The organism is Carnobacterium sp. CS13, from assembly GCF_016653495.1.
In the GTDB taxonomy this organism is placed as follows: Bacteria; Bacillota; Bacilli; order Lactobacillales; family Carnobacteriaceae; genus Carnobacterium_A; species Carnobacterium_A antarcticum.
In genome coordinates this window covers 1,558,308-1,578,736 of the sequence record NZ_CP067364.1, presented here as the reverse complement: position 1 = coordinate 1,578,736, position 20,429 = coordinate 1,558,308, and the positions used below count along the sequence as shown (strand labels likewise).

15 protein-coding genes and 1 other annotated feature are annotated in these 20,429 nt (G+C 38.4%); of the genes, 14 read left to right on the top strand and 1 reads right to left on the bottom strand.

Features of this window, described 5'->3' with window-relative positions:
* Positions 1-67: 67 nt before the first annotated feature.
* The 11 genes from JHE06_RS07555 to JHE06_RS07505 all read left to right on the top strand — a co-directional run bounded on the left by JHE06_RS07555 (position 68) and on the right by JHE06_RS07505 (position 16,142).
* The gene (locus tag JHE06_RS07555; protein WP_058918790.1) at positions 68-838 is read left to right on the top strand and encodes an ABC transporter ATP-binding protein; all 771 of its coding nucleotides are present in this window, start codon (positions 68-70) and stop codon (positions 836-838) included.
* Positions 828-2,828 carry an FtsX-like permease family protein gene (locus tag JHE06_RS07550; protein ID WP_082664179.1) on the top strand — a complete coding sequence of 667 codons (2,001 nt, stop codon included), beginning with the start codon at positions 828-830 and terminating at the stop codon, positions 2,826-2,828. The genes JHE06_RS07555 and JHE06_RS07550 overlap by 11 nt, the downstream gene beginning before the upstream one ends.
* Positions 2,829-3,228: 400 nt before the next feature.
* Positions 3,229-3,500 (top strand) — a binding site (T-box leader).
* A 216-nt stretch (positions 3,501-3,716) separates the two neighbouring features.
* Positions 3,717-5,378: a peptide ABC transporter substrate-binding protein gene (locus JHE06_RS07545; protein ID WP_201088377.1), complete on the top strand. Its 1,662-nt coding sequence runs from the start codon at positions 3,717-3,719 to the stop codon at positions 5,376-5,378.
* Between the two features lie 121 nt (positions 5,379-5,499).
* A complete protein-coding gene (locus tag JHE06_RS07540) occupies positions 5,500-7,248 on the top strand; it encodes a sensor histidine kinase (protein ID WP_058918789.1) in 1,749 nt (582 codons plus the stop codon).
* A 4-nt stretch (positions 7,249-7,252) separates the two neighbouring features.
* Positions 7,253-7,978: a LytTR family transcriptional regulator DNA-binding domain-containing protein gene (locus JHE06_RS07535; protein ID WP_058918788.1), complete on the top strand. Its 726-nt coding sequence runs from the start codon at positions 7,253-7,255 to the stop codon at positions 7,976-7,978.
* A gap of 55 nt (positions 7,979-8,033) precedes the next feature.
* Positions 8,034-8,864 carry an AraC family transcriptional regulator gene (locus JHE06_RS07530; protein WP_201088376.1) on the top strand — a complete coding sequence of 277 codons (831 nt, stop codon included), beginning with the start codon at positions 8,034-8,036 and terminating at the stop codon, positions 8,862-8,864.
* A 246-nt stretch (positions 8,865-9,110) separates the two neighbouring features.
* Positions 9,111-10,385: an ABC transporter substrate-binding protein gene (locus tag JHE06_RS07525; RefSeq protein WP_201088375.1), complete on the top strand. Its 1,275-nt coding sequence runs from the start codon at positions 9,111-9,113 to the stop codon at positions 10,383-10,385.
* A 55-nt stretch (positions 10,386-10,440) separates the two neighbouring features.
* A complete protein-coding gene (locus JHE06_RS07520; protein ID WP_236253479.1) occupies positions 10,441-11,370 on the top strand; it encodes a carbohydrate ABC transporter permease in 930 nt (309 codons plus the stop codon).
* A 13-nt stretch (positions 11,371-11,383) separates the two neighbouring features.
* A complete protein-coding gene (locus JHE06_RS07515; protein ID WP_201088374.1) occupies positions 11,384-12,214 on the top strand; it encodes a carbohydrate ABC transporter permease in 831 nt (276 codons plus the stop codon).
* An 85-nt stretch (positions 12,215-12,299) separates the two neighbouring features.
* Entirely contained in the window at positions 12,300-14,495 is a 2,196-nt protein-coding gene (locus JHE06_RS07510; RefSeq protein WP_201088373.1) for an alpha-galactosidase, read from the top strand.
* 309 nt (positions 14,496-14,804) lie between these two features.
* The gene (locus JHE06_RS07505; protein ID WP_201088372.1) at positions 14,805-16,142 is read left to right on the top strand and encodes an aminopeptidase C; all 1,338 of its coding nucleotides are present in this window, start codon (positions 14,805-14,807) and stop codon (positions 16,140-16,142) included.
* 385 nt (positions 16,143-16,527) lie between these two features.
* Here JHE06_RS07505 and JHE06_RS07500 read toward each other — a convergent pair whose 3' ends face one another.
* Entirely contained in the window at positions 16,528-17,121 is a 594-nt protein-coding gene (locus JHE06_RS07500) for a hypothetical protein (protein WP_201088371.1), read from the bottom strand.
* Between the two features lie 264 nt (positions 17,122-17,385).
* Between JHE06_RS07500 and JHE06_RS07495 the strand changes: the two genes are divergently transcribed.
* The 3 genes from JHE06_RS07495 (at position 17,386) to JHE06_RS07485 (ending at position 20,396) form a co-directional block, all read left to right on the top strand.
* The gene (locus JHE06_RS07495) at positions 17,386-18,204 is read left to right on the top strand and encodes a Cof-type HAD-IIB family hydrolase (RefSeq protein WP_201088370.1); all 819 of its coding nucleotides are present in this window, start codon (positions 17,386-17,388) and stop codon (positions 18,202-18,204) included.
* 101 nt (positions 18,205-18,305) lie between these two features.
* Complete coding sequence (locus JHE06_RS07490) at positions 18,306-18,947, top strand: VanZ family protein (protein WP_201088369.1); 642 nt, start codon at positions 18,306-18,308, stop codon at positions 18,945-18,947.
* 387 nt (positions 18,948-19,334) lie between these two features.
* Complete coding sequence (locus tag JHE06_RS07485) at positions 19,335-20,396, top strand: PTS transporter subunit IIC (RefSeq protein WP_201088368.1); 1,062 nt, start codon at positions 19,335-19,337, stop codon at positions 20,394-20,396.
* The last annotated feature ends 33 nt before the right edge of the window (positions 20,397-20,429 follow it).

The following is a 20,429-nucleotide window of genomic DNA, read 5'->3' as shown; positions in this document are numbered from 1 at the left end:
GACTAGGTAAATGCAAGGTATCCTTATTTATCATAAGATGTAAGAGTAGAAGAGGAGGAGGTAGCATATGCCTTTATTAGAAGTTAAGAATGTAAAAAAAGTTTATACCGCTCGTTTTTCGAGTCAACAAACAGAAGCACTGACAAACGTTAATTTTTCAGTTGAAAATGGGGAGTTCGTTTCTATCATGGGGGAATCAGGATCGGGGAAAACAACGTTACTGAATATCCTCTCAACATTGGATACCGCCAGCAGCGGAGAAGTTTATTTAGACGGCAAGCCGTTGTCTAAAATCAAAGACCGCGAAATCTCTGCTTTTCGCCGGAATACATTGGGATTTGTGTTTCAAGATTTTAATTTATTGGATAACTTTACAATTCGCGACAATATCTTATTGCCGCTGGTTTTATCCAATACACCGGTCGCTGAAATGGAAAGCCGCATCCAACCAATCGTTAAGAATTTAGGAATAGAAGCTTATTTGGATAATTATCCGTATGAAGTTTCAGGCGGACAAAAACAACGGGTAGCTGTTTCCAGAGCCTTGATCACCAACCCTAAAATCATTTTGGCAGATGAACCGACTGGAGCATTGGATTCACGAGCTTCACAAAATTTGTTGGAAACATTTGAACGGATCAACGAATCAGGACAAACGATCATGATGGTCACGCATAGTGCGCGGGCAGCCAGCTACTCGAACCGAGTCTTGTTTATCCGAGATGGAGCTGTTTACCATGAAATTTACCGAGGCGATCAAACTGCGGAAGAATTTATGGATCATATTGCCCAATCCATGAGAGTCTTATCTAGCCGAGGTGAGCAGTATGAACACTAAATTTTTCGCCAAATTAGCCGTGCGGAATATTCGATCTAACATGCAAACGTATTTGCCATACGTGCTTTCTTCTACGATGACAGTAGCCATGTTCTTTTTGATGGTCTCGTTATTGACCAATGAATTTGTCCAAGGCCGTTCAAGTACATTGCCTATGTTGTTTGGCTTTGGGGCTGTTGTGGTCGGAATGTTTTCGTTTATCTTTATTCTATATACCAACAGCTTTCTGATCAAACGCCGAAAAAAAGAAATCGGCCTTTACGGTATATTGGGCTTAGGGAAGAAACACGTGGCGAAAGTTCTGATGCTGGAAATGGTATTGACAAGTTTCTTTAGTATCACAGCTGGGTTGATCACCGGGCAAGTATTCGGGAAATTGTTTTTCATGTTCTTGAATTACATGTTGAATTTACCTGAACCGATGGAATATACGGGTTCTTTAGACAAAGTCTTGCTGACGGCCGCTTTATTTATCGGCATTTTCTTGATCGGGCTGCTTTACAATATCAGCCAAGTAACATTTTCTAATCCGATCAAATTATTAAAAGGCCGTAAAGAAGGGGAAAAAGAACCAAAAGGATCGATTGTTTTGTTCATCCTTTCAGTCGGTTTGCTGGCAGGCGGTTATTGGATCTCCTTGTCGATCGATAATCCGATCGATGCACTTCAGTATTTCTTTATAGCGGTTTTACTAGTGATCGTCGGTACCTATCTGTTCTTTATTTCCGGATCGATTTTTATTCTTAAAGCTTTAAAGAAAAACAAGAAATTCTATTACCGTCCTGGTCCGTTTATTTCCATCTCAGGAATGCTGTACCGCATGAAACAAAATGCGGTGGGTTTAGCCAATATTTGTATTCTGGCTACCATGGTTATTGTGGCTTTATCGACAACTGTTGCGATGTTTGTCGGTACAGAAGAGACTTTGGATAACCGTTTCCCATTTGAGAATGCGGTAACGATCTATGGCGGAGAACAAGAAGAATCGGCAGGAAATAGTCAGCTGCCTGAGATGGAACAGATCAAAACAACCATTGATGAGCAGACTGCAGCCGCTGATTTAAAAATTGATCAGCTGGAAAGCTACAGATACCAAACACTCCTTGGAATGCTTGAAAAGAATAAATTTGTGATACCAGAGAGTACCTCACTCACTGACTTTACTTCTATAGTATCTGTCATTATCCTTCCATTGGAAGATTACAATCAATGGACGGATGAAACGATGGAACTAGGAGAGAATGAAGCGTTGTATTATCATTCAAAAGATACTTTGAAGGGACAAACACTTTCGTTAGGAGAACAAACGTATCAGCTGCAGAAAATGGCAGTTGTTCCAGGAGATATCGAAAGTCAAGGTGAGTTGTTAGAGATTTTGGTACTGGTCTTGCCAAGTATTTCAGAAATTGAAAAGGTGACTCAAAATTATATGCAGCAAAACCCCGATACTTTTATAGCGGGTCTTTCTGGAACGATCAATTGGGACACGACAGGCAGTCCGGCAGAGAAAGCGGCTTATGCTGCTGATTTAAAAGCAGTATTTAACGACACACCTTCAATGAGTTATGAATCCAAAGAAATGAATCGGGATGAATGGTATGGTATGAACGGCGGATTCCTATTCCTTGGGGTCTTCTTGGGGCTGTTGTTTACCATTGGGACTGTTTTGATCACGTATTTCAAACAGGTTTCCGAAGGGTATGACGACCGTGAAAAATTCCAAATCATGCAAAAAGTTGGGTTAGATCAAAAGATGATCAAAGATTCCACTCGTCTGCAAATTGTTTGGATGTTTTTCTTGCCAATCATCATTGCGGTTATCCATATCGCTTTTGCTTACCCAATCATTCAAAAAATGCTGGTTGTCTTTGGAATCACCAATCAAAAGCTTTTGATCTTGTCGATCATTGGTGTGATAGCAGCATTTAGTTTGATCTATTGGTTGATTTACCGTATCACTTCAAAAATTTACTACAATATTGTTAAATAAAAAGCTCAATGTTGCTTACTAGGCAGTCATTTAGCGATATAACCTACTCTGAACCCCGTAAGCCGAATGTATCTTTTAAATTTGGCTTACGGGGTTTTTAGGTTTAAGAATTTGCAGGTGAGTTCTTTTCATTCGTTTGTATTAAACGTTCTTTTAGCTTTTTTGCGTGCCTTAAGGAGCTTAAATCTCTGTCATTAAGGCACGTAAACACTCTATGCAGTTCTGTTAATGAGATAAAATTCGTTGAGATACTTTTTTTAATCCGCATGTTTATCTTTTAACCCTATGAGTTTCTTTTTGTATTATAGGGGCTAAATTCCTAGATTTAAGGATTAGCTGTTGACTTCTTTTCGTTCGTTTGCTAAAGTCATAATAAGTTTATCAGTGAATGAAATAGAAACTAAACACAATGATGAGAAGAGTACAGTATGTTCCGCTATTTTAGAGAGCCTGGTTAGGTGAAAGCAGGTATAGAGGACAAATTGGAAGATGGTCTTTGAGTGTCTGGCTTGAATACAGCAATTGCTGCTTTAAAGTTAGACGGGTCCACCCGTTACAGTGGTAGAGTATAACTTTTATCTTTTGTTAAAAGCGTACTTATGGAGGCGAAAATAGTGATGTTTTCGCGAATAAAGGTGGAAACACGTAGAATAGTATTCTCACGTCCTTTTTTGATATGTTTAAGACATATTGAAAAAGGGCATTTTTTTGTGTTTTTATTTCATTTCGTTTTACTGGTAAGGATTTGATGGTAAACAGTAGGGGGGATACATCAAATCCTATAAAGAAAAGGGGTGTTTAGATGGAAGATGGCGACATGTGCAAAACAATGAAGAAAGACAGAAGTTCCATTAAAAATAGGCTACATAGCAGAAAGTTGGAGACTAGATGATAAAAAGTTGGAAAAAAGGTGCGGTTGTATTGGCTTCGATAGCTGTACTAGCAGCAGGGTGCGGACAAGCGACAGGTCAAGGGACAGATTCAGAAACAAACAGCAATGGAAAAGCGGATGATCAGACATTGACAGTCAGTGTTCCGGCAAGTTTAACTACGATAGATACGATCCAAACAACCGATAAAAATACGTTTACTGTGGTTCAGCATTTATTTGAAGGGCTTTACCGTTTGGACGATAACAGTAAACCTGTGCCTGGGTTAGCTGCTGAAGAAGCTGAAATCAGTGAAGACGGAAAAACGTATACGTTTACGCTGAAAGAGGACGCTAAGTGGAGTAACGGAGAACCAATAACGGCGCATGATTTTGTTTATTCTTGGACAAAAATGGTGACTCCGGAATCTGCTGCACCGAATGCTTATTTATTGGATAGCGTAGTCAATGGATTAGAAGCTCGGACCGGAAAAGTATCTCCAGATGAATTAGGCGTTGAAGCTGTATCCGATACAGAGTTTAAAGTGGAATTAACTGAGCCATTGCCATCGTTTTTAACGTTGATTTCGATTGGCTGGTTGGCACCGCAGCATGAAGCTTATGTAGAAGAACAAGGCGAGAGTTATGCTTCTGATAGTGAACAGGTGCTTTATAGCGGGCCATTTATTTTAAGCAACTGGACGCAAGGGGAAGAAGACTGGTCACTTGAAAAAAATGAACATTATTACGCTGCTGATGAAGTCAATTTGACAAACATCGATTTTAATACGATCAAAGAAGAACAAACAGGAATCGATTTGTACACAGCACAGCAGCTGGATCTGACTAAAATCAGCGGACAGTACGTTGATCATTATCAAAATGATGAAGGTTTTGTTTCGCATAACGATATTGCGAATACCTTTATCGATTTCAACAAAGAAGAAGGCACTCCGGCTGGCAATGTTCATTTGCGTAAAGCTATTGCTTATGCGATCGACAAAGAGAGTTTAGTCGATACCGTACTAAATGACGGCGCTGTTGCTCTGAACGGTTTGATACCAAACGGCTTGTTCCAAAATCCTGAAACAGGGGAAGATTTCAGAGCCTACAGCGGCGATTATCTAACGCATGATGTAGAAAAAGCTCAAGAAGAATGGGAGTTGGCTCAAGAAGAACTGGGAAATATCGTTGAAATAAGCTTGCTGTCGGCGGACGATTATACCAGTGCTCGAACAGCTGAATATGTGCAAAGTCAAATCCAAGAAACCTTAGACGGCGTGACCGTTAAGTTGAACAAACAACCTAAAAACAATGTCAATCAATCACGAGGTGATTCTAATTACGAGATGTCTCTTTCTGGCTGGATCGCAGGCGACAATAACTTAGCTTATTATTTCATCTTATACGAAGGGGATTCAAGTTATAATTATGGGAATTACCATAACGATAACTTTGATGTTTTAGTAACAGATGCCAAGACGGTCGATGCGAATGATGTCAATCAACAATTTGTTGATTACAAAGAAGCTGAAACCCTTTTGATTGAAGAAGATGCTGCTCAAGTACCTTTATACCAAGGAGCATCGAATTATTTGATCAATCCTGAATTAAAAGGCATCGAATATCACCTGTATGGCGATTACTTCAACTTTAGAACGGCATATTTGGCAGAAGAATAAAATGAAATGAAATAAGTTCTTTTACGTTAAACGGTAAAAGAGCTTATTTTTGTGTTTAAAACCATTAGTTTTTGGCATGTTTTGATGTAAACTAGAGGTATCAGTAATGGAGGTTACAGACATGTTGAATTTGTTTATCTTAATGCTTGAACGAGTGGGTTTGATCATTCTGGTGGCGTACATTTTAATGAACGTCCAACATTTTAAAACGATTTTAACCAAGCGACAATTGTTCTCAACGAAAGTTCAATTGATCATTGTATTCAGTATTTTTGCTATTATTTCGAATTTTACCGGTGTTGCGATCAGTCGTGATCAAGTTGTGTCAGATCAATTGCTCATTACGCTATCTGCAGATGCATCTTTGGCAAATACGCGTGCTTTGACAATTGGAGTATCTGGCTTTATCGGAGGGCCGGTCGTTGGACTCAGTGTCGGAGTCATCTCTGGAATCGTTCGTTATTTTCAAGGAGGCGAAGCGGCGTTTATTTATGTGATCTCATCCATTTTGATCGGCTTGTTTTCTGGAATCTATGGGGCCAGATCCATGCGCAAAAACAGCTACCCGAAAGTAAAAGAAGGCATGATCGTTGGTGCAGTGATGGAAAGCATTCAAATGCTGTGTATCTTGATTTTTGGCGGGCATTTCTTGGCGTCGCTAACATTAGTCGGATTTATTGCCTTTCCGATGATTTTGATCAATAGTTTGGGAACCGCTATCTTTTTGTCGATCATTGATTCGACTTTGCGGCATGAAGAACAAACAAAAGCAGTGCAGACTCATGATGTTTTGCAGCTGGCCAATGAAACACTGCCTTATTTTCGAGCAGGAATGCATGAACGATCGTGTACAGAAGCAGCAAAAATTATCATGCGGTTCATTAAAGTATCTGCTGTCAGCATAACCAATCAAGAAAGAATTTTGGCGCATGTCGGTGCAGCCAGCGATCACCATATACCTTCTAATGGAATTTTGACCAATTTATCAAAAGAAGTATTGAAGAGCGGAAAAATCAAAGAAGCTCATTCGCACGATGAAATCGGCTGCGACTTCCCAGGCTGCCCACTTGAAGCAGCAATCGTTATTCCATTGAGATCGAAAGGCGCGACGGTCGGCATCTTGAAGATGTATTTTACAGATGCGACGAAATTAACTTTTGTCGAACGCCAATTAGCAGAAGGCTTGGGCAATATCTTCTCCAGCCAAATTGAATTAGGCGAAATGGAGTTGCAAGGAAAACTATTGCAAGACGCTGAAATCAAGTCCCTGCAAGCTCAAGTGAATCCGCATTTCTTTTTCAATGCGATCAATACTGTTTCAGCTTTGATTCGAGTCGATAGTGAAAAAGCCCGCAGTCTATTGATTCAGTTAAGCCACTTTTTTCGGTCTAATTTACAAGGAGCGAGAACCAACTTGATTCCATTGTCAAAAGAACTAGAGCAAGTAAAAGCTTATTTATCTTTAGAACAAGCCCGATTTCCAGACCGCTATCAGGTAAACATAGAAGTGGAAGACGGGTTGTCAGAAGTTTTAGTGCCGCCTTTTTTGGTTCAAATATTGGTAGAAAATGCGTTTAAACATGCTTTTGGAAGCCGCAAAATCGACAACCAAATTTGGGTCGATGTTACTAAGCACGAACAAGGCATACAAGTCAGCGTGAAAGATAATGGATTAGGAATAGAAACTGAACGGTTAATAAAACTAGGCAAGGAAGTTGTTTTGTCTGAAAAAGGAACAGGATCAGCGCTTGAAAATTTAAATAAGCGATTGATCAGTTTATTTGGAGAGAGCGGAAAGCTGCAGTTTGAAACATCAACTCAAGGAACCGCGGTTTCGTGCACTGTACCGTATCGTGAAAGGGAGGAATGAAAAGATGCATACATTGATCGTTGATGATGAGCCTTTGGCTAGAAATGAATTGAATTACTTATTAGAACAGTGTGAAGAGGTAACTTCGGTAACTGAAGCAGACTCGATCGAAGAAGCGTTAGAACAAATGCTGAAAAAAACAGTGGATTTGATTTTTCTTGATATTCATTTAACCAATGAGAGCGGGCTAACGCTAGCTGAAAAAATCAAACAAGTGAAAAACCCGCCATTGATCGTCTTTGCCACAGCCTACGATGACTATGCGATCAAAGCTTTTGAATTGAATGCGAAAGACTATGTGCTAAAGCCTTTCGAACAAAAACGGATTCAGCAAGCCGTTACCAAAGCTTATAAAACACATCAAAATGAGAAACAACAAGTCCATGAGCTTCCAGAAGAACCACTAAAAGCTATTCCTGTTCAATTAGATGACCGGATCTTCTTGGTAAAGATTGAAGAGATAATAGCAGTGGGTGTTGAAAATGGGGAAACAACGATTTATACAAAAAAACGCGAATACCCGATCAATGAACCATTAAGTGCGATTGAGAAAAAAATCTGTCATCATGCTTTTTTACGCGTACACCGCTCATATTTAATCAACGTGAATGCAATTGATGAGATCCAACCTTGGTTTAACCATACCTATCAAGTTACACTGGAAAACCAGTTGAAGATTCCTGTCAGCCGTTCTTATATGAAAGACTTTAGAGAGCAAGTGGGGTTATGAGATAATGAAGCCTTTCTCATAGTAACTAAGCATATTTTTATTGGAGGAAAAAAAGGTGAAAGAAGATTTTTTTGAACTAGATTCAGTGTACAATGATATTTTTTACTTAACTAAAGGACACGAACAGTGTGTCAGCAATCACAGTTTTGGCCCGGCGATTCGAGAATACTTTATTCTTCATATTATTTTAGCGGGAAAAGGACAGTTGGAAGTAGGAGACAATCAATTCCATTTGCATGAGGGGCAATTTTTTATCCTTTACCCGAATACAACATCCTACTATAAAGCCGATGCCGCCGAACCTTGGGAATATGGCTGGATTGGATTTGATGGTCGAACAGTTGAAAAGTTGTTTGAGCAAATGGGATTGAATGAACTTTTTCCAGTAGGTGACGTTCAAGATTTTGCAAATAGCAAAGAGTTGCTGTTAACAATTTTAGCAGCTGATCCATTTGATTTTAATAGCCGCATTAAATTGCAAGGCTACTTTTATTTATTGTTAGCTAATTTGTCGAAAAAAGACGAATACGGCATTCAAAAAATTGGGAATGTCAATAAGCAAGTGGACTATACACAACAAGTGATTCGCTATATAAAAGAAAATTATTGGGATGTAGATTTCCGAGTAGCACACATTGCAGATCAGTTGTCGTTAAACGATTCTTATTTAACAAGTATTTTTAAAAAAATTACACATCGGACACCAAAAGAATATTTATTAGATTACCGGATACAAAAAAGCAGAGAATACTTAGAAGCTACTGATTTAAGCATTGCTGAAGTCGCTTATGCAGTGGGCTATAAAAATAGCGTTAGCTTTACCAGAATTTTTAAGAAAAAAATGCTGATGACGCCACGTGAATATTCAAATGATAAAAAACAATAAAAAGGTATGTTTTACCTATATTCCGTCTATATGAAAGCGCTTATTGTTCTGTTAAGATAAGAGTATGAAAGGCCGAGAAACACTTATACATGAGTGTTTTCTGCTGCTTTTTATACTCTGTTTTTTTGTGGACTAAAAAAGCTGGTTATAAAAACGAGACGTTATTATTGTTTTTATTTCTAATTGTAGTACTTGGTTGAAAGGGAACGTTGGTAGAGACTAAAAAAGAGATATGGAGGAAAAATAATGAATAAAACCATAAAAAGAGTCATTGGCGGAACGACGGTACTTCTTTCAACTCTTATCCTTAGCGCTTGTGGTCCTGCGAGCAGTTCAAACGAGCAAGAGGTTGTTTTGAATTATAGTATTTGGGATGCGATTCAAGAACCTGGTATGAAGGCTATTGCCACAGCATTCGAAGAAGAAAATCCTGGGATCAAGGTAAAAGTCGAGGTAACACCTTGGGAACAATATTGGACGAAAATGGAAGCTGCGGCAAGCGGAAAAAGCTTGCCAGATGTCTTTTGGATGCATTCGAATGAAATCTCAAAATATGCTGATAATGATATTTTAATGGACTTGACGGATACTGTTGATAACAGTGGACTTTTAGAAATGGATGCGTTTCCGGAAGAATTGGTAGAATTATATCAATCGGATGATCGGTATTACGGCATTCCTAAAGACGTAGATACTATCGGGCTGTGGTATAACAAAACAATGTTTGACGATGCTGGAATTGCTTACCCGGATGAAACTTGGGACTGGGATAAACTGTTAGAGACAGCGGAAGCATTGACAGATAAAGAAGCAGGCGTCTACGGCTTTGCTGCACCGTTAAATCGACAAGAAGGGTACCATAATTTTATTTATCAAAATGATGGGTACGTGCTTTCTGATGATAAAACCACTTCTGGTTTTGAATCCGATAAAACGGTTGAAGCGGTTCAATGGTATGTTGATTTAAGTCTAAAACATCACGTTTCTCCTACTCAGAAAAAGTTTTCTGAAAATAGTTCCCTTTCTTATTTTCAATCTGGCAGAGTAGCGATGGCTTATTTTGGAACTTGGATGACTGCTGAATTAGCTAATAACGAATACACTGCGGAACACGCAGATGTGACCGTCTTGCCTAAAGGGGAAAAACAAGCGACGATTTTTAATGGTTTGGCCAATTCCGTTTCGGGGACAACTAAGCATCCTGAAGAAGCGAAGAAATTTGTTGAGTTTTTGGGATCTAAAGAAGCTCAGGAAATCCAAGCAGAAAACGGGAGTGCATTGCCAGCTTATACAGATGCAGCTGATAAATTTGTTGAGCATTTCAATCAATTCAATATGCAAGCTTATGTGGACATGTTAGATTACGCAGTCATTAAGCCATATTCTAAAGAAACGGTTCGTTGGGAAAATGAAGAGAATCAAGCAATGATGCCTGTCTTTAATGGTGAACAAACTGTTAAAGAAGTTGCACCAAGAATTGTGGGAAATGTGAAACAAGTTTTAGAAATGGAGAAGAGGTGACACCTCTTCTTGAGTCAACAATTTTTGTATCGAAATGAAAGGGGTGTCTGCAGAGATGATGAATAAAAATACCGCTGTAAAAAGTAAAAAAAATTATGCAAATTCTAAAAAAAGAAATGATTACATGTGGGGTTGGCTGCTAATTGCTCCTACAACGATTGGATTATTGATTTTAAACATTTACCCAGCTATTCAGTCTTTGTTGATGAGTTTTCAAAATGTAAACAGTTTTGGCTTTTCAACGTGGATCGGTTTAGAAAACTATGTCCGTTTGATCCAAGACAGTGAATTTTGGCAAGCTTGTTGGAATACATTTAAATACGCTTTATTACAAGTACCAATCACAGTCGTCTTATCGACCGTAATAGCGGTTTTCTTAAATAAAAAAATCAAAGGAGTCGGTATCTATCGGACGATCTTCTTTCTTCCGATGGTTGCTGCTCCAGCAGCAATTGCGATGGTATGGCGCTGGCTTTATAACTCAGAATACGGTCTGATTAATCACTTGTTATCTTTGGTAGGATACCAAGGAAATATTGAATGGATCACAGACCCAAATGTAGCAATTTATTCAATCATTATTGTCGGAATTTGGAGTAACGTTGGGTACAATATGATTTTATTATTGGCAGGGTTGCAAGAAGTACCAAATGAGTATTATGAAGCAGCTACTGTCGATGGTGCAGGTCCATTTAGACAATTTTTCCAAATTACGCTTCCATTAATTTCACCTTCATTATTTTTTGTAATGGTCACTAGTGTAATCAGCTCACTTCAAGTATTTGATGTTATCTTTATGATGATCGACAAAACCAACTCAGCGCTAGAAACTTCGCAGTCTCTGGTGTACCTGTTCTATGATCATTCGTTTGTTTTAAATGACAAAGGTTACGGATCGGCTATCATCATGGTATTGGTACTGATTATTATGGTTATCACAATTGTGCAGTTGTACTTACAGAAAAAATGGGTTCATTACGATTAAGGAGGAGCTAACAATGAAGAGTAAGAGTAAAAGAAAAAGCAAACAAATATGGATACACGTTATTTTAATTGTCGGTTCTATTCTTATGATTTTACCATTTATCTGGATGTTTCTTACATCTGGAAAGACCATTAGTGAATCTGTTCAAGTGCCGCCGACTATTTTTTTCGAAAACTTTCAATGGGAAAATTATACTAATGTATGGGGAGCTTTGCCATTTATCAAATTCTTTCTAAATACGTTTTTGATGATTGCCGGAAGAGTAGTCGGTTCTGTTTTATTCAGCGCAATGGCTGCTTTTGCAGTAGCGAAATTAGACTTTCCAGGGAAAAATCTATTCTTTTGGCTGGTGTTGACACAGATGATGATCCCAGCACAAATCTTTATTACACCGCAGTATTTAATGGTCCAAAGACTGGGACTCTTGAATACGGTTACGGCATTGGTTCTACCGGGAATCGTTAGTGCTTTTGGGACATTTTTACTGAGACAATTTTTTATGGGCTTACCAGATGAACTAGGGGAAGCTGCGGTTATTGACGGAGCTTCAGTATGGCAAACTTTTTCAAGGATTTACCTTCCGCTAGCTCGTTCTGGAATGATTGCTCTATCGATCTTTACAGCATTGTTTGCTTTTAAAGATTTGATGTGGCCGCTGATCGTTAATATGTCTCTTGAGAAGATGCCATTATCTTCAGGATTAGCCAGTTTACAAGGCCAATTTACGACTAATTACCCAGAATTGATGGCCGGTTCGGTTATTGCGATGTTGCCGATGTTGATTTTATATGCGTTCTTTCAAAAACAATTTATCGAAGGAATTGCTACAACAGGAGGAAAATAAAGCAGGTAAAAGAACAGCAAAAACGGTAAACCAATTGGGTTACTGTTTAGGAGTTTAAAAAATATGATTTTAAAGGGAGATTATCATGACTATTTTTTATGATGAACAACAAAAAAGTTTCCACTTGCAAAACGAACACATCAGCTATGTTTTTTGCATCGAAGAAGACCATTATGTCGCTCATTCCTATTGGGGAAAGAAAATAAACCGCTACGTTCAAACAGGAGACTATCCAAGAATCGATCGGTCGTTTTCGCCGAATCCACATCCAATGACGGATAGATTGTTCTCTTTAGATACTCTTTTGCAAGAATTTCCTGGAGGAGGAACAGGAGATTTTCGCGAATCCGCTTTTGAATTAGAATACGAAGATGGAACAACAGTAACGCAATTTAAATACAAAAATTACCACATACGTTCAGGTAAACCTGTACTAAATGGCTTGCCGGCTACATACGTTAAAGAGGATAACGAAGCCGATACTTTAGAAATCACGTTAGAAGATGCACATTCAAAAATGGAAGTTAAATTGTCTTATACGATTTTTAGCGACCGTCCAATCATTACGCGTTCTGTGAAATTTTTGAACAACGGTCAACAATTAGTAAAAATCAATAAAGCTTTGAGTTCAAATGTCGATTTTGATGATTCGAATTATGAATTGATTCAATTGCCAGGCAGTTGGGGAAGAGAAAGACATTTGAAACGTGATCCGCTTACAAGAGGCGTGCATGTGTTGGACAGTAAAAGAGGAACCGGCAGTCATGTTTATCAGCCATTTTCTGCATTGGTCCGTCCTGAGACAACAGAACACACTGGGGAAGTATTTGGCTTCCACTTTATTTATAGCGGCGAATTTACTGCGAGAATTGAAGTAGATCCATTTGACCAAACAAGAGTGCTGATGGGCATCAACCCCGAACACTTTTCTTGGAATTTAAATCCAGGTGAAGAGTTCCAGACACCTGAAGTCGTATTGGTTTATAGTGAAACCGGTCTAAACGGCATGTCGCAAAGTTTGCATAAATTGTATCGTGAAAGATTGACACGTGGCGTTCATCAATTAGAAGAACGTCCGGTTTTAGTTAACAATTGGGAAGCAACTTATTTCGATTTTAATGAAGAAAAGATTTTAAACTTAGCGGATGAAGCTAAAGAACTGGGAATCGAGCTAGTGGTATTAGACGATGGATGGTTTGGCAAACGGAACGATGATTTCACTTCATTAGGGGATTGGTTTTTAAATGAAGAAAAGTTGCCAAAAGGATTGGGGCAGTTAGCAGATGAAGTAAAAGCTAAAGGACTGAAGTTTGGGATTTGGTTCGAGCCCGAAATGATTTCTGAAGACAGTGAGCTATACCGAGCTCACCCCGACTGGTGTGTTCATGTTCAAGGAAGAACGAAGTCGTTAGGAAGAAGCCAATATGTGTTGGATTATAGTCGAAAAGAAGTAAGAGAAAACATTGTCGAACAACTAACGAAAGTGATGGATGAACTGCCGCTAGACTATGTGAAATGGGATTACAACCGAAATATGACAGAAATTGGTTCAGCAGCATTAAATGTTAACCAAAAAGAAACGGCACATCGTTTTATGTTAGGCTTATACGAAGTCTTAGAAACACTTACGACGCGGTATCCAAAGATTCTTTTTGAAAGCTGTTCGGGAGGCGGAGGACGTTACGATCCAGGCATGTTATACTATATGCCGCAAACATGGACGAGCGATAATACTGATGCCATTTCGCGCTTGAAAATTCAATACGGCACCAGCTTGTTGTTTCCAATCAGTTCGATGGGCGCACACGTTTCGGATATTCCTAATCATCAAGTAAATAGAAATACGAGTATGAAACTTCGAGGCGATGTTGCTATGTCTGGAAACTTAGGGTACGAGTTAGATTTGACGACATTATCCGATTCAGAAAAAGCTGAAGTTAAAAAGCAGATTCAATTTTACAAAGAACACCGGAGACTGATTCAATATGGAGATTTTTATAGACTATTGAGCCCATTTGATTCAAATGAGGAAACGTCTTGGATGTTTGTGTCTGAAGATAAACAAGAAGCTTTATTCTTCTACTATCAAATCTTGAGCGAAGCACATGCACCAAGTAAACGCGTTAAGTTAGTCGGATTAGATCCGAATAAAGTCTATCAAGTTGAAGGGTTTGACCAACCAATTGGCGGGGATGAGTTGATGAACAGCGGCCTTTATCTTAACCCTGAACTCGTAGGGGATTTTGAAAGCAGACGTTTACTTTTAAAAGCTGTTCGTTAAACACTAACTAACTTACTATTTTAAAAAAGAGCTAAACGCCATAGAACTTAATCATTGAGAATAGTGTTGATAATCTAAAAAAAACAAGCACAGTGCATTCTTAAATGAACGTACTGTGCTTGTTTTTTATGTTCGTTAGAATCAGCAACATGGAAGCGCTCTAATGGCTCTTGAAATTTCCGTAATATTTTAGTAGTTGAAATGGCAGTTTGATTCATCAAGTGGTTTGCTGCTCGTTTTTAAATGGAGTTTGTAACTCTTTTGAAAAAGGAGTAACATAGTAAGTATCATTTTCTGGGAGGGATTTATATGACGATCAATAATGAATTATTAGCTAATTTTAAAAACCGCTTTGAAGGCAATCAAGAAAATCAGGCTATCAAAGGGGCAATTGCCAAAGTCGGTATCAATGACGCATCTTTGGATAATAATGTCTTGCGCAGGCATTCGTTTGTCTTTTCAGACGAAACCAAACGCGGTAAAATCACTAACCAAGAAGCCAGTGGTCGATGCTGGATGTTTGCGGCCTTAAATACGGCACGCGTGGGCACAATGGAGAAATTAAATGTCGAAAGTTTTGAGTTTTCACAAAACTATACATTATTTTGGGATAAATTAGAAAAAGCTAATTATTTCTTAGACAGCATTTTAGACACCGTCAATGAAGCTCAAGATTCTAGATTGATTGCTCATTTGTTGACCGATCCGGTTCAAGACGGCGGACAATGGGATATGTTTTCCGGCATCTTAGAAAAATACGGAGCTGTACCGAAAGCAGTGATGCCAGAAACATTTCATTCTGCTCATACATCAGTATTAAACACTATTTTGACTTCTAAGTTGCGTGAATTTGCTAGTGTCTTACGTGAAGGCCATCAAGCGGGGCAAACGACTGAGGAATTGGCAGCAAAAAAAGAAGACATGCTGTATTTTGTTTACAATGTTTTGGTAAAAGCTTTAGGAGAGGTGCCTGAGACCTTTACGTATGATTACCGCGACAAGGATGATCAGTACCACAGAATTTCAGATGTTACACCTCAAGAGTTTTTCTCATCTTATGTAGGCTGGGACTTGCCTAATCTTGTTAGCTTGTTGAATGCTCCAACGGCTGATAAGCCCTATGGCAGAGCTTATACGGTTAAGTACTTAGGAACGGTTAAAGAAGCGCAACCGGTTCGCTACATTAATGTACCGATCGATGTTTTGAAAGAAGCAGCCGTTGCTTCCATTAAAAATGGCGAACCTGTTTGGTTTGGCTGTGATGTAGGCAAGTTGTTGGTTAAAGATGCGGGCATCATGGACGACAAAAGTTACGACTATGATTTGACATTAGGAGAAGGACTAAATCTGACGAAAGCCCAACGATTGGATTATGGCGACAGTCTGCTGACTCATGCGATGGTATTTGTCGGAGTGAATTTGGATGACGAAGGTAAACCGTTGACTTGGAAAGTGGAAAACAGCTGGGGTGAGAAAGCCGGTAAAAAAGGCATTTACTCGATGAGCGATCAATGGTTTGAAGAATACAATTACCAAATCGCTGTTGATAAAAAATACATTCCTGAAAAATGGCTGAAGGCTTTAGACGAGCCGCTGATCGAATTAGAACCATGGGACCCAATGGGCGCTTTGGCTATGATGAAATAAAACATTTCTATATCAACGTTTTAAAGAGAGAGGATTACATATTCTCTCTCTTTTTGTTCAAAAGGGGCACAAAAGGGACCGTTGGAATTCAAATAAATTTTAGTGTTTCAGACAAAACGTCATTTGATTTACGGGTTATGTAAGTATTTATCTTTTTTTTAATTGCTCTGTTTTTAACTGACAGAATCCATAATAACTCTAAAGGGAACACACCATTTCGGAAATGATCAGAAGTTAGAGTAATGATTTTCTCTTTGTTTTACTGGTATAAGAAACTGTATACCATTCGACGTATTTAAATTTTATGCTATAATACTTCTCTCCAAATAGATAAAAACTCTTTTTTTATCGCACTCAAACTTTGGTCGAGGAGAGTGCGTTTTTTTTATTGTGCAGAATTCATGTATGCATCTGTTATTTGTCCAGATTCTTCCATATAGATATCCATCAAATTACTTGCCCATTCTTCATAATCTTCATATTTCCCTGAACCTTTAGTAAAGTGAACTTCCGCCATCGCGCTGATGCCATCGTTTGAAATTTCAGCTAAATCTGAAATCTTATCATTAGATAATTCTGCTAAACCTTCTAATCCACCTTGATTGTTTGGGTATTCCGCGTTATATTCTTCAACTAATTTCGGAGCAGCTTCTTTTATTTTTTGAGTATATTCATCTAAAATAGTTTGATATTGTTCTTCTGCATTTGTTTCAATCGGTTCTTCTTTCACTACTGGTTCTGTCTTTATTTCCTCTGTAGGTTCTGAATCTGAAGTCACTACTGGTTCAGCTGATTCTTCACTTTTTGATGGCTCCACGGCAATGCTATCAGTTGGTTCTGCAGTTTCTTCTTCACTATTCAATGAGTAACCTACAACAACTATTACTAACAACCAAAACCAAATCTTCTTATAGAAAGGCTTTTTCAATTTACCTTTAACCACATTACCATTTTCATCGTATAACTTTTTCTTTGCCATTTTCCATTCCTCCAATTACCTTTTTCACATTAAATTCGATGCGTGATTTAATTATACCTCGCTATTTGTAATTAGATAGAATTATTTCAAAAGAATAGAACCTTAAACCCAAAGAGTGTCAAAAATATGACGAATAAAGAAATTGAAACAGAAAACTTTCATCATTCTCTTTTGTATGTACTTTGTGCAAGGCAACGGTGGAAGTTTTTTTGTCTTGAATGTGGTACATTAAAAGAAAGCTGAACAATAAAGGAGTAGACATTATTGATTAAATTGATTGCTATTGATATGGATGGAACATTGCTAAATGAATCTCATCTGATAACCAATAAAGTGAAAAAAGCTTTACATGAGGCTATTGAAGCTGGAATAAAGATTGTTTTGTGTACCGGACGGCCATTGAAAGCTATTTATCCTTATCTTGAAGAATTGGAGATGGCTCAAGAAGAAGATTACGTCATTTCATTAAATGGGGCATTGATCCAAAAGACGAATACACAAGAAATCGTGTACAAACAAACGTTGTCCCATGAAGATTTAGCAAAAATAGAAAAATTGCGGCAGGACGTTGCTGAAATAAATTTTTCTTTTTTTGATGAGACGCATTACTTTTATACTGGAGAACCAACCGAAGTATTGAAATATGATGCTCATTTGCTGGGAATGGAGTTGAACTCTATGTCAGTTCAAGAACTTCCAGAAGATCGGACCATTTATAAGTCAATGTTCGTTGGGGAAGAAGCTGTGTTGGATCATTTTGTGGAACACATTCCAGACTTTATTTCTGAAGACTATTATCCGATCAGAAGCCTTTCCTATGTCTTTGAAGTTTTGCCTAAACACGCTAACAAAGGAACAGCTTTGCTTGGCTTAGCTAAAGAGTTGGGCTTTGAGCGTGAAGAAATCATGGCTATCGGAGATGGAGAAAACGATATCGATATGATCGAAGCTGCGGGTCACAGTGTCGCGATGGGAAATGCTACAGCAACCATCAAAAAAGCAGCTAAGTACGAAACAAAATCAAATGAAGAAGATGGAGTTGCCCATGCTATTTACGAATGGGCATTAAATCAAAACGCATAAAGTCGAATAAACTTGAAGGAACCTCCTCTTATCGGTATAATAAGCAACTAAACGAACGCTTTGTTCAAAAAACGTTAGCGAACAAAAAGGTTGTGAAAAAAATGGAATCAAACGAACGCTATTGGGTTAATAGTCGATTTTTTTCGTGGACTTTTGTAGTTATATGGATGGGATTGATTTTTTATTTGTCTCACCAAGTTGCGGATCAATCGCGGACATTGAGCGATGAAACCTTGTATATTATGATACCATCGATAAAAATCTTTCAAGGTTTATTTTTCTTAGTTTTAGCAGTTTGGGGAGGAAGCAAACTGAAAAAACAAGGCATAACGATTGGCATGAAAGAAATAATCGCCATCGGGGCAGTAATTTGCCTGCTTTACATTTTGTCCGTTGAAATGCGTCATGCAGTTGTGCCGCCCGATTTGCCAAATGCGATCAGAAAACACGCTCATTTTTTTATTTACTTGGTTTTAGGCATTTTAGTGAAAAATGCATTGAACAAAAGCGGGATAGCAGGCATCAAGGGAATCGGAATCAGTTTACTGATTTGTGCACTTTATGCGGTTTCCGATGAGTTCCATCAGGTGTTTGTTCCAGGCAGAGGCGGTCGATTAAGCGATGTCTTCATCGATAGCAGTGGCGCTGGAACAGGGCTGATCGCTTCTGTACTGTTTAACAAAATAAGAAGGAAGCGAACCGCGAGCCTTGTCAGTAACGATTCTAGAAATAGGAAAGATTAAATGAGAGCTAAGGAAAAGTTGGGGGAAACCCGTTCCTTAGCTTATTTTTGCTTTAACTTTATTAAGATACAGATGAAATTTTAATTAACTTTCGGTTAGGGATGTTCTTGAAAACGTTGATAAAATAAGAGGTCGGCGCTTCCTGATCTTCACAATAGAATTAAAAGAACAAAAAATTGCTTGACATTTAATCGCTTTTAATAGATAATAAAAGTAAGTTAGTGAATGTGTGCACAATGATTCGCGACGAATAATTATTAGAAAAGGATTCGGTTGCCGACTTAATATAGTCTGTAAATGAGTTTTTATATAGTTACACATTTTTAATGTTATTATATCTTATTTTTTTGTATTTCTTTGTGAAGTATATAATTAGGGGGAGACACCATGTCAGAACAAGAAACAAAACTATCAGCTAAAATATTTTTTAACCGCGTTTTAGCAGGAACAGCAACAGGTATCGTAGTTGGGCTGATTCCAAATGCAATTTTAGGAGAACTATTTAAATATTTAGGTACAAAAATGGACGTTTTTATTTCTTTATTGCATGTCGTTCAAGGTTTTCAATATTCTGTTCCCATTATTGTAGGGGTATTGATCGCTATGCAATTCAAGTTAAACCCGATGCAAACGATCATTGTTGGAGCTGCAGCACTTGTCGGATCAGGTGCGTATGTGATTACTGATGGAGCATTCATGCTGGTCGGAATCGGCGACTTGATCAACACAATGTTAACTGCTTCGTTAGCAGTTATCCTTGTTAGAGCTATTGGAAACAAACTAGGTTCGATGACCATCTTGCTGCTTCCGATCATTGCCGGAGCTGGGGCAGGGGCAGTAGGTTCATTTACATTGCCTTATGTAAAAATGATCACGTCTACTATAGGAACTTTGATCAATAGTTTCACTGAGTTGCAACCGATTTTAATGAGCGTCTTAATTGCAGTCTCATTCTCTATTCTTATTATCTCTCCGATATCAACCGTTGCGATTGCTACAGCTATTGGCTTGTCTGGATTAGCTTCTGGTGCAGCGAATATCGGGATTTGTGCAGCAGCTGCGACTTTAGTCATTGGTTCGATGAAAGTCAATAGCCTAGGGGTTACTTCTTCAGTTGGTTTAGGTGCAATGAAGATGATGATGCCAAACTTGATCAAACACCCAATCATTTGTTTGCCGATTGCGTTTAGTGCTGTCATTAGCGCGGTGTTTGCTGCTTTATTCAATATACAAGGTACTCCTTTCTCAGCAGGTTTCGGTTTCTCAGGATTAGTCGGACCTATCAACGCAGTTAAGTTTATGGAAGGCAGTGCGGGTACCAATATCGGTATAGCTGTCTTGGTGTTTTTCGTTATCCCATTTGCCAGTGCTTTTATCGGTGATTTAGTTTTTGGCAAAGTATTGAAAATATACGATAAAGATATCTTTAAGTTTTTCACTGCAAAATAAACAGTTCAGTATATGCACTAAAAAAAGTGATAG